Origin of the sequence: Dickeya undicola, from assembly GCF_000784735.1 — a bacterium.
Classification (GTDB): domain Bacteria; phylum Pseudomonadota; class Gammaproteobacteria; order Enterobacterales; family Enterobacteriaceae; genus Dickeya; species Dickeya undicola.
This window is the reverse complement of the sequence record NZ_JSYG01000032.1, coordinates 118,383-129,754: the sequence shown is the minus strand read 5'-3', so window position 1 is coordinate 129,754 and position 11,372 is coordinate 118,383. Positions and strand designations below refer to the sequence as shown.

At 55.6% G+C, this 11,372-nt stretch carries 8 protein-coding genes; 6 read left to right on the top strand and 2 right to left on the bottom strand.

The window, feature by feature from the left end:
- Positions 1-7 precede the first annotated feature (7 nt).
- Positions 8-658 (bottom strand): response regulator transcription factor RcsB, encoded by a 651-nt coding sequence (gene rcsB / locus OB87_RS14640; RefSeq protein WP_013316908.1) that lies wholly within the window; start codon positions 656-658, stop codon positions 8-10.
- A 6-nt stretch (positions 659-664) separates the two neighbouring features.
- Positions 665-3,334 carry a phosphotransferase RcsD gene (gene rcsD / locus OB87_RS14635; RefSeq protein WP_033570152.1) on the bottom strand — a complete coding sequence of 890 codons (2,670 nt, stop codon included), beginning with the start codon at positions 3,332-3,334 and terminating at the stop codon, positions 665-667.
- A 794-nt stretch (positions 3,335-4,128) separates the two neighbouring features.
- On the opposite strand from rcsD, the gene menF reads away from it, so the two are divergent.
- From menF to menE, 6 genes are all read left to right on the top strand, one after another.
- The gene (gene menF / locus OB87_RS14630) at positions 4,129-5,457 is read left to right on the top strand and encodes an isochorismate synthase MenF (RefSeq protein ID WP_050515724.1); all 1,329 of its coding nucleotides are present in this window, start codon (positions 4,129-4,131) and stop codon (positions 5,455-5,457) included.
- Between the two features lie 98 nt (positions 5,458-5,555).
- Positions 5,556-7,232: a 2-succinyl-5-enolpyruvyl-6-hydroxy-3-cyclohexene-1-carboxylic-acid synthase gene (gene menD, locus OB87_RS14625; RefSeq protein ID WP_033570150.1), complete on the top strand. Its 1,677-nt coding sequence runs from the start codon at positions 5,556-5,558 to the stop codon at positions 7,230-7,232.
- Between the two features lie 2 nt (positions 7,233-7,234).
- Positions 7,235-8,026 carry a 2-succinyl-6-hydroxy-2,4-cyclohexadiene-1-carboxylate synthase gene (menH, locus tag OB87_RS14620; protein WP_033570149.1) on the top strand — a complete coding sequence of 264 codons (792 nt, stop codon included), beginning with the start codon at positions 7,235-7,237 and terminating at the stop codon, positions 8,024-8,026.
- Positions 8,010-8,867 (top strand): 1,4-dihydroxy-2-naphthoyl-CoA synthase, encoded by an 858-nt coding sequence (menB, locus tag OB87_RS14615; protein ID WP_033570148.1) that lies wholly within the window; start codon positions 8,010-8,012, stop codon positions 8,865-8,867. The genes menH and menB overlap by 17 nt, the downstream gene beginning before the upstream one ends.
- A complete protein-coding gene (gene menC, locus OB87_RS14610; protein WP_033570147.1) occupies positions 8,867-9,835 on the top strand; it encodes an o-succinylbenzoate synthase in 969 nt (322 codons plus the stop codon). The genes menB and menC overlap by 1 nt, the downstream gene beginning before the upstream one ends.
- On the top strand, positions 9,823-11,211 hold the full coding sequence (gene menE / locus OB87_RS14605; protein ID WP_033570146.1) for an o-succinylbenzoate--CoA ligase: 1,389 nt from the start codon (positions 9,823-9,825) through the stop codon (positions 11,209-11,211). The genes menC and menE overlap by 13 nt, the downstream gene beginning before the upstream one ends.
- Positions 11,212-11,372: the final 161 nt, after the last annotated feature.

The window sequence follows — 11,372 nt, the reverse complement described above, 5'->3', positions numbered from 1 at the left end:
AGGGGAATTACTCTTTGTCAGACGGCGAGACGCCGACCGAGGACAGGTAGTTCAGCAGAGCGATATCGTTATCCACACCGAGTTTGGTCATGGCCGATTTCTTCTGGCTGCTGATGGTCTTGATGCTACGGTTGAGTTTTCTGGCGATTTCAGTAACCAGGAACCCTTCGGCAAACAGGCGTAAAACCTCGCTTTCTTTGGGTGACAGGCGCTTGTCGCCGTAACCGCTGGCACTGATTTTTTCCAGCACTTTGCTAACGCTTTCCGGCGTAAATTTTTTGCCTTTCTGTAACGCAGCCAGTGCCTTGGGCAGGTCGGTTGGTGCGCCCTGTTTCAGGACAATCCCTTCAATATCCAGTTCCAGCACGGCGCTGAGAATGGCCGGATTATTGTTCATGGTCAGTACAATGATCGACAGGTGTGGGAAGTGGCGCTTGATGTATTTGATCAGGGTAATGCCGTCGCCGTATTTATCCCCCGGCATGGATAGATCGGTGATCAGGACATTAGCATCCAGTTTAGGAAGATTGTTAATCAGGGCTGTCGAGTCTTCGAATTCACCCACGACGTTAACCCATTCGATTTGTTCCAGCGACTTTTTAATGCCGAACAAAACAATAGGATGGTCGTCTGCAATAATTACGTTTAGATTGCTCATTGTTTTTTACTCATATTGTTGGCCACCAGGTTGCAGTAGTGCTGTGACAAACCCTTCGATTTGCTGAAGGTTGGTTTCTATCTGCGCACGATCCTGGGTGGTAATAAGCTTTTCCAGCGCTTCACATAACTGCTTGCCGGGATGAAGATTCAGCATGGCAAAGACACCTTTCAGACGGTGTGCTGTTTGCGCAAGTGACAAAAAATCGCCATCTTGGGTTTCAGTATATAGTCTCTTTAAGTCCTCCGGTACTGTGTCAACAAACAAGGAATAGTAGTCACTGTTGCGTAACTGACGGACATAGAAGCCAATATCGTCCTGTTCTTCAGGCAGGGCATCATCCGGAGAGGTATCCAGTTGCTGCTCAATCAGTTTCAGCAGACCTTCCAGCAGTAACTGGCTGATATTGTAGTTGGTACGCAGGCGGCGATGGCCCAGCGGCACCAATTGCGTGTCGTCACTGCTCACCAGCAAGGTATCGTCGTCCATCCGGTTTGGGTCGTCGGTAATGGTGATTTCCGCATCCTGATTCACCAGCCGTTCGTCATAGACCACAACATCCGCTCCCCAGTTACTCACCATGCGGCTAACAATGGTTCGTACCTCATCTGAGGTAATGTTCAGGAGTAGCGTGATATCGTCCAATAATTTCTCATCGTCTTCCGTAGGCAGCGGGTCCGGCTGCATTTTCACGGTCAGCACGTACTGCGTGCCGAGTCCTGGTCGACTGTTAATTTGCAGTTGACCCCCTAGTTTGTTGCAGAGTTGATTGCATAGAAATAGGGTTAATCCGGAATTGTGCCGGAAATGATCGGATAGCGGCGTGGTGGCAAATGGATGCACCAGATTGTCCCGTTCCATACCGGAAATATCAGTACCGGTATCGCTAATACGGACCAGTAACTGCTCGGGGGAATGCGTCGAAGGCTCGCAGGACAGGGTTATCTTGCCGTAGTCGGTATTGGTGATGGAGTAATCCAGCAGCAGCGATAGCGTTTTCTTCAGCAATTCGCTGTCGCCCAGATAGGTCTGGCGCGGGTCAAGCTTGTAATGATTGAACAGCTTCAGCCCTTTTTGCTGGATACGCGGCAGCAATTCCAGCATCAAATCGTCAATCAGCGTCAGCGGTGAGAAGGAATCATGGACCAGATGCCATTCCACCGTTTCCAGTCGTGCCTGCAGGGCAATGTTTTCCATCAACCGGATAGCGCCGCTGGTTTCGGCAATCAGCGCCTGAACCGTTTTTTGCTGCTCAGGCGGGTTGTCGGTTTTGCGTAGCGCCAGCGCCAACTGGTGTACGGCGGACAGCGGTTGCTTAAACTCCTGGCTCAGGTTGCGGAACAGGCGTTTGCGAACCGAAACGTTTTTGTCGAATTCCCGCTGCGCCAACTGCAATTTTTTGGTGATCAGGATTTCCTGATCCTGTTCGCGTAGCAGGAACAGGCATAGCGATGGCGTGTGCTGACTGTGGAAAACACGCACTTCGTACATTTCATTGTCCACCGTGGCCTGAATAACACCCTGGTGTTCCTCTGCCAGTGTGGAGATTTTTTTCAGGCTAAGGTGTGGGTAGAGGCGTTCCGCCAGCGCGTTCGCCACCATCACTTTGTTGTTGCTGAAATCGTAAACCAGCACCCCGATCGGGATGCGGTTGACTATCTCGCCGTACATTCGTTGCTGTTCTTTCAGGTGATGCGACAGGTCATCCTTCGGCCGAGCGTAGTAGCGCCGCAGCGCGTAGAACCCCATCAGCGAGAGAGCCAGCAATGCCAGATTCAGCACAATCACCCAGATATTGTTGCGCAGCATGTCGGCGACCAACCGACCCAGCGGAATGGCATAGACCAGCTTGATCGGTGAGTTCATCAACTGAGCCGAGATTTCCAGCAGTGCGCCTTCACGGTGAATATCAGTGGGGATTTCGTTATCCGTGCTGGCGTCGGCGTTGACCGGTGGTGTTTGCTGACGCAGCATGAAGCTGTCCCTCGCCATATTGCGCGGGATCAGATCGTTAATAGACAAATCGAACGCAATGACGGTCGCCAGATGTCCGGGCTGATTGAAGGTGGTACGCAGCGTAAAATAGTAATCGTTGTAAAAACGCAGCTTGCGTAAGGGGGAGAAACTTTCCCGTTCATCCAACGTATTCGCCTGCTGTAGCATTTCGGTTTTGCGCGACTCTACCATTGATGAGAGGTAGCTACCGCGAAACTGCGACGAAATATCTTTCAGCGGCTGAGTGGAAACCATCGTCAGGCTGTTGTCCTGCCCGTTGAGGTAGTACATCGAGTAAATATCGGTTTTCGCGCCCCACAAGACGTCGAGATATTGTGATATCCGCTGCATGGCACCGAGCGTGGTCTTGTCGTGCGGCCCGAAAATCAGAGCATCTGTTTTGTGACCGCTTTTTTCGACATAAAACACATTCGGCATCAGTGTAATCAGGTTGACGCTAGTGGCATCAGGTGGCGTCGGATCGTTGATCAGATTTTTGTAGATTTGATCCGTGAAGGCGCGGTAGGCGTCGATACGCTTTTGCATTCCTTCGGCGATGTCTGTCAGGGCGGATTTCTTCTCTGTCATCCAGCTGTTGACGTAGTTATAGCTGTAAGTGCCAGTCATCAGTAGCAGTAACAGAATAAACAGCAGGAAAAAACGCACGATAGCCGCAGGCATGAAATCAGGCTCCTGATGAACGGGTAAGAGAACAGATACTGAGGCTTGCGACCAGTCGCAGAACCTGACAGAGGGGTATTTTTACCACAATTGCGGCGTTTTATCGAAAGAGGATCTCTCTTGCCGACATAAAATGCGGGAAGGACTCCACAATAAGTACGGCAGATAAAAAATGCCGGGACAAGCCCGGCAGCAAGAAGGTAATTTATGATAAAGCGGAATGAAGAATTTGATGATAGCGGGAAAAATTCTAAAACTGTCGGTCGTAAGAATTTTGTCACTTAATGCTAATTTCATTAGGTTGCTTTTTCATTCTGTGCGGTGAGTGAAACCAGAAAATATAAACAAGATGACATTATCGTCGATGGCGGAATATGTCGAACGTTCAGGCGTGTTGTCCTGCAACTCGAAGTATGACGGGTATATATGACCATTGGTTAGTGCTAGTTATGGTTGAAAGCTGCAAATAAAAAAGCAGATTAAAGGATACTATAAACCCTCCTTTTATTATGGTTATGTGTGGTTATTTGCTATTGCAGTTATTCCGGATTGAAAATAGGAATTATCGTAATTTCGAGGTGATTTGAGGTAAGCCAGCATAAAATTGCCCCTATGTCTGGGTATCGTTATTTAACAATGGTCGTGTTTTGCTCGCTGATGAACGGTTGGGAAAAAGCCCATGCATGGAAATAGGGTGGCAGTAAGCCGGTTATTCCGGGGTAGGTATCAAGCTAATGACTTTTTTTTTGTAGGGATAGCCCCGTATAATTCCCTACTTTCCATTAGGCTATGGGGTGAATGTGCAGCAATTCTCTGACCTGCTGCGCCAGATGTATCAGGCGCTCAACGAACCCTTGCCGGAGCAGGCGGGCTTTCATGCAATCACGCTGACCATGCCGTTGCAAGATGACTCGCCGCTGCTGGCGTGGCTGGCCTCGCAGCCCATCTATCCGCAGTTTTACTGGCAGCATCGTCAGGACGATGAAGAAGCCGCGGTGTGTGGTCAGGTGCGTGTATTTGACGATATCGCACACGCTGAGGACTTTCTGCAACGCCATGATGTGGATGACAGCGTGCGTCTCTGGGGGCTGAATGCGTTTGAACAGCATCCGGTTACGCAGGGCAATGCCGCTGCGTTTCTGTTTCTGCCACGCATCGCTCTGTTGCGACAAGGGGGACGTCTTCGTCTGCGGGTCAATCTGTGCAGTGAAACCTCATTGCGTGATGATGCGCATGACGCGCAGGATTTTTTGCGCCAGCTATTGCCGTCGCAGCCGTTGCCGACGCTGCATACCCGTATAGAAACGACCCGTCATTGTCCTGATCGTCAGCAGTGGATCGACCTGTTGCATCTGGCGCTGGCAGACATTGCCGCCGGGCAGATGGAAAAAGTGGTGCCAGCTCGCGCGTCGATGCTGTCGCTCGATAAGCCATTACGGGCGACCACGCTGATGGCGGCCAGCCGGGCGGCTAATCACCGTTGTTATCATTTTATGCTGGCTTTCGCGCCACATCAGGCGTTTCTGGGGTCCAGCCCTGAACGGCTTTATCGGCGGCAGCATACCCGTCTGGAAACGGAAGCCTTGGCCGGAACGGTAGCCAGTAATGATGACGATAAAAAAGCTGCCGAGCTGGCAGACTGGTTAATGAATGACCTCAAGAACCAGTGTGAGAACATGCTGGTCGTCGACGATATCTGTCAGCGTTTGCATCAGGTAGCGTTGACGCTGGATGTGATGCCACCAGAGATTATCCGTTTGCGTAAGGTGCAACATTTGCGGCGAACGATTCAGGCCACCTTGCGCAGCGGTACGGATAGCGAGTGCCTGCATCTGTTGCAGCCGACGGCGGCGGTGGCTGGGTTGCCGCGTGCAACTGCACGGGCATTTCTGGCTCGGCATGAGCCGTTTCAACGTGGCTGGTACGCCGGTTCGGCGGGGTATTTGTCGCGTCAGCAGTCCGAATTCAGCGTGGCGTTGCGTTCCGCCAGCGTCGCGGACCGTCAGCTGACGCTGTATGCCGGAGCGGGCATTGTAGCGGGATCTGATCCAGAACAAGAATGGCTGGAGCTGGAAAACAAAGCTGCCGGGCTGAGGTCATTGCTGGAAGAGGCTATTTCATAGGGCGATTTATTGCCTGTTACTGGTTTACATCAAAGTTGGCCGGATGAAAAAAAATATAATTATTGCTACAACCCGCAACCGGAGTTGTTGAGTCGATCATGTCCACACATATTTTTAACCGCCGCTGGGCAACGGTTATCGTTGAGGCGCTCAGCCATCAGGGTGTTCGTCATATCTGTATTGCGCCGGGATCGCGCTCCACGCCACTGACGCTGGCGGCGGCTTCGCACCCGTTGCTGGTCTGTCATACCCATTTTGATGAACGCGGGCTGGGTCACCTGGCGCTGGGGCTGGCGAAAGCCTCTGGCGAAGCGGTGGCGGTGATAGTGACATCGGGTACGGCCGCAGCCAACCTTTACCCGGCGATTATCGAAGCCGGGCTGACCGGCGAGCGGCTGGTGATATTGACTGCGGATCGCCCACCAGAGCTTATCGACTGCGGTGCCAATCAGGCGATTCGGCAACCCGGCATGTTTGCTTCACACCCGACATTAACGCTGAATTTGCCGCGTCCCACCTGTGATATTCCGGCCCGCTGGCTGGTTTCTGCCCTTGATAACGCCCTGACCGAGTTGCGCCACGGCGCGCTGCATGTCAATTGCCCGTTTGCCGAGCCGTTATATGGCGAAGACGATCCGGCCGCATTTCAGGACTGGTTGCAGGCTCTGGGCGACTGGTGGCATCAACCGCAACCGTGGTTGCAGGGGGGGCACGCAATACCGGTAACAACAATGCAGCCGGACTGGCCGCAATGGCGGCAACGGCGCGGCGTGGTTATCGCCGGGCGGGTGCCCGCACAAGTTGGTGAACAGCTAGCTGCCTGGGCGAACCAGCTCGGCTGGCCGTTGATCGGCGATGTGCTGTCGCAGACCGGCCAACCGCTGGCCTGCGCTGATTTATGGCTTCAGCATCCGCAGGCGGAAATGCTGCGTCAGGCTGAGATTGTGGTGCAGTTCGGTGCCAGTCTGACGGGCAAGCGTCTGTTACAGTGGCAGGCGGCGGTCACGCCCGACCAATACTGGTTGGTTGATGATTTGCCGGGACGGCTTGATCCTGCGCAGCATCGTGGCCGCCGACTGGTGGCCGATGTTGCCGACTGGCTGACGGCGCATCCGGCCGTTGCTCAATCTGCCTGGGCACCTGACGTGGAAGCCTGTGCTGAGCGGGTTATTCGCCAGGTGGCTGCCCGCTTGTCTGACGGTTTCGGCGAAGCGCAACTGGCGCATCGCGTCACTGAGCTGTTGCCGCCGCAAGGGCAGTTTTTCGTCGGCAACAGTCTGACGGTGAGGTTGGTGGATGCGTTTGCCCGTCTGCCTGCGGGGTATCCGGTGTTCGCTAACCGTGGTGCCAGCGGCATTGACGGCCTGCTGTCGACGTTAGCGGGTGTGCAGCGCGCCAATGCCCGACCGACGCTTGCCATCGTGGGTGATCTGTCGGCGTTGTATGACCTTAACGGACTGGCGCTGCTGCGTCAGCCGCCTGCACCGCTGGTGTTGGTGGTGGTCAATAATGATGGCGGGCAGATTTTTTCATTATTGCCGACGCCAGAGGCGCAGCGTGAAGCTTTTTACTGTATGCCACAGCAGGTGGATTTTCGCCATGCGGCGGCGCTGTTCGGGCTACGTTACGCGCGAGCGCAGCAATGGTCTGACGTGCAGGACGCGGTAACCGCCGGGTGGCGGCAAGGCGGCACCACATTGCTGGAAGTGGTAGTGGAACCTAAAGTCGGCGCTGAAACATTGCAACGGTTGTCGGCCGAGGTCGCGTCGTGGTGACGATGAATTGCCGTCGGGTTGGGCAGCCGCAGTCGGGACAACCCTGGCTGGTGATGTTGCATGGTCTGCTCGGCAGCGGCGAAGACTGGCAACCGGTGTTGCCGTATCTGGCCGACTGGCCGTTACTGCTGGTGGATTTGCCGGGACACGGCGCATCCCGGTCGCTGTCTGCGGTGGATTTCGCCGATGTGAGTTGTCAACTGACCGTACTGTTGGCGCAACAGGCGGTGAACGACTACTGGCTGCTGGGGTATTCGCTGGGTGGGCGCATTGCTATGTATCACGCTTGCCTGTCCGGCGCAGCCGGTTTGCGGGGGCTGCTGGTAGAAGGCGGGCATCCGGGGCTGGTGTCGGCAGCCGAACGTGAGGCGCGACAGCGGCATGATGCCGATTGGGCGCGGCGTTTTCGCCATGAGACGCTGGATAGCGTACTGGCGGATTGGTATCAGCAGCCGGTTTTTGCTCGTCTGTCGTCGGCGCAGCGCGAGCGGTTGATTGCATTGCGGCGCGGCAATCATGGTGCAGCGGTTGCCGACATGCTGGAAGCGACTTCTTTATCTCGTCAACCCTCTCTGGTTGACGCCTTGCAGCAGCTACAGGTTCCGTTTGGTTACCTCTGTGGCTGTCAGGACACTAAATTTCAGGCGTTGGCCGCACAGCACGGTTTGCCGTTGCTGAGTGTGGACCTCGCCGGGCATAACGCTCATCAGGCGAATCCGGCAGCGTATGCCGAACGGATCCGCCAGTTTATTTCGCATCCCGAAAGGAAGATTCAATATGCTTTATCCCAGTGAAGAACTGCTTTACGCACCGGTAGCATGGCACGATTGCAGCGGGGATTTTGTCGATATCCTTTATCACAAGTCGACCGATGGCATTGCCAAAATCACCATCAATCGTCCGCAGGTGCGCAACGCGTTCCGCCCGCAAACGGTAAAAGAGATGATTCAGGCGCTGGACAACGCCCGTCATGATGATGGTATCGGCGTGATCATTCTGACCGGTGCCGGTGAGAAAGCATTCTGTTCTGGTGGTGACCAGAAAGTCCGTGGCGATTACGGCGGTTACCAAGACGACAGCGGCGTTCATCATCTCAACGTGCTGGATTTCCAGCGTCAAATCCGTACCTGCCCGAAACCGGTGGTGGCGATGGTGGCTGGGTATTCCATTGGTGGCGGCCATGTACTGCACATGATGTGCGACCTGACTATTGCGGCAGAAAACGCCATTTTCGGCCAGACTGGGCCGCGTGTTGGCTCGTTTGACGGCGGCTGGGGTGCCTCGTATATGGCACGCATCGTTGGTCAGAAAAAGGCGCGCGAAATTTGGTTCCTGTGCCGTCAGTATGACGCTCAGCAGGCATTGGATATGGGATTGGTCAACACCGTAGTGCCGTTGGCGGAGCTGGAACGCGAAACCGTGCGCTGGTGCCGTGAAATGCTGCAAAACAGCCCGATGGCGCTGCGCTGCCTGAAAGCTGCGCTGAATGCCGACTGCGACGGTCAGTCTGGATTGCAGGAGCTGGCTGGCAACGCCACCATGCTGTTCTACATGACGGAAGAAGGGCAGGAAGGCCGTAATGCCTTCAACGAAAAACGCCAGCCTGACTTCAGCAAATTCAAGCGGAACCCCTGATGCGTCAGGCTATCCTCTATCGTTATAGCGTGCCGATGGATGCTGGCGTCGTGCTGCGCAATCAGCGCCTGAAAACCCGTGATGGGCTGCTTATTCGCCTGCGTGACGGTAAGCAGGAAGGCTGGGGGGAAGTCGCGCCGCTGCCGCAATTCAGTGTGGAGACGTTGGAAGAGGCATCCAGCGCGGTACAGACGCAGCTGCAAGTCTGGTTGTCAGGGCGGGAGCCGGACGAGATCGGCCTGCCCTCGGTCGATTTCGGTGTTAGCTGCGCGCTGGCCGAATTGTCTGGTCAGTTGCCGGAGGAAGCGGACTACCGGAAGGCACCGCTGTGTAATGGCGATCCGGATGAATTGTTCGCCATGCTGCAAAGCCTGCCTGAACAGGTGGCGAAGGTGAAGGTCGGGCTGTATGAAGCGGTGCGCGACGGCATGGTTGTCAACCTGTTGCTGGACGCGCTGCCCGATTTGCGGCTGCGGCTGGACGCCAACCGCAGCTGGACGCGGGCTAAAGCCGATGGGTTTGCCCGCTATGTGACGCCAGCCTATCGCTCCCGCATTGCTTTTCTGGAAGAACCCTGCAAAACCCGCGACGAATCGCGTGATTTCGCTCGCGCTACCGGTATTGCCATCGCCTGGGACGAAAGCGTGCGCGAGCCTGGCTTCCGGGTTGAAGCAGAGCCGGGTGTAGCCGCCATTATTATCAAGCCTTCGCTGACCGGCAGCCTGAACCGCTGTCGCCAGTTGGCGGAACAGGCGCATCAGGCTGGCTTGACGGCGGTGCTCAGTTCCAGCATTGAGTCCAGTCTGGGGCTGACGCAACTGGCAAGGCTGGCGCGCTGGCTGACGCCAGGTGTGCTGCCGGGGCTGGATACGCTGGACCTGATGCAGGCGCAGGTGGTTCGCTCCTGGCCTGACAGCGCGTTGCCGCTGATCGCGGCGGACCGTCTGGAGCCGATATGGCAAGCCTGACCGACTGGCCCTGGCGAAGTTGGGCTGCCTCTCAACCAATGGCACCAGCGCTGATAGACGACGATGGGGTTTGGAGCTGGCAGCAACTGTCGGGCCATCTGAATAAACTGGCGTCCAACTTTGTTCGTCAGGGGGTGCAGCCAGGCATGGGGGTGGTGCTGCGCGGTAAAAACAGTACCGATATGTTGTTCTGTTATCTGGCGCTGTTGCAATGTGGGGCGCGCCTGCTGCCATTAAATCCTCAACTACCCGATACGTTGCTGGATGCGTTGTTACCTGCGCTGAATATTGAGTATGGGTTGAGTGTAGAGGAATATGCGTGGCCGCAAGATATCACCCCTCTGAACCTGTCGGCGTCATCGCAAGATGACGCGTTTCCTGTGCTGCCGTGGCAGGCGCAACGACTGGCAACCATGACGCTGACATCGGGCTCCAGCGGTATGCCGAAAGCGGCGGTACACACTTGTGAAGCCCATCTGGCTAGTGCTGATGGTGTACTGGCGCTGATGGCGTTCAGCGCGGGCGATCGCTGGTTGCTGTCGCTACCGCTGTTCCATGTATCCGGGCAAGGGATTGTCTGGCGCTGGTTGGCCGCCGGGGCGTCGCTGGTGGTCAAACCGGACCAGCCGTTGGATGTTGCCTTGCGAGTGTGTACTCACGCCTCTTTGGTTCCTACCCAGCTCTGGCGTCTTTTGTCGCAGAACCGCTCGCCGATCAGCCTGCGGGCGGTGTTGCTGGGCGGTGCGATGATTCCGGCGGAATTGACGCAACAGGCGGAGGCGCGGGGCATCCGTTGCTGGTGTGGGTATGGGCTGACAGAGCTGGCGTCTACAGTATGTGCTAAGCGCGCGAATGCCAGCGATGGCGTTGGGTTGCCATTAGCAGGGCGTGAGATACGCCTGGAAGGTGAAGAAATTCTGCTGCGCGGCAGCAGCCTGGCGGCAGGATATTGGCGTGAGGGTGGGCTTAGCCCGCTCACTGACGAGCAAGGTTGGTTTCATACCCGCGATCGCGGCCAGTGGGATGGACATGAATGGCGAATTCTGGGGCGGCTGGATAATCAGTTCTTCAGCGGCGGTGAGGGGATTCAGCCGGAAGATGTGGAAGCGGTTCTGTTGCAGCATCCGGATGTGACCTACGCCTGTGTGGTGCCGGTGGATGATCAGGAATTCGGGCAGCGTCCGGTGGCGGTTGTCGAAGTGGAAAATGCCTTGCCGTTGTCTCAGTTAGTGACATGGTGGCAATCCCGACTGGCTGGATTTCAGCGTCCGGTGGCGTGTTACCTGCTACCGGCAGCATTGAAAAACGGTGGGATAAAGGTGTCTCGCCGACAGGTGAAAGCGTGGGTGGAGCAGCAATCTCGCGGATTGGCGTGACGGAACGCTGTGTGAGCATGGTGAGGCAATCGGTCATCGTCGCATTCGGCTGGGAAGAGCAAAATGCCCTGTTTTTTGTTGCGACAGTATCATTCGTCGGTTATTTATGCTTTTGGCTGATAAAAGTTTAGGTAAAATGCGTGTTAACATTGCGGTGTTGT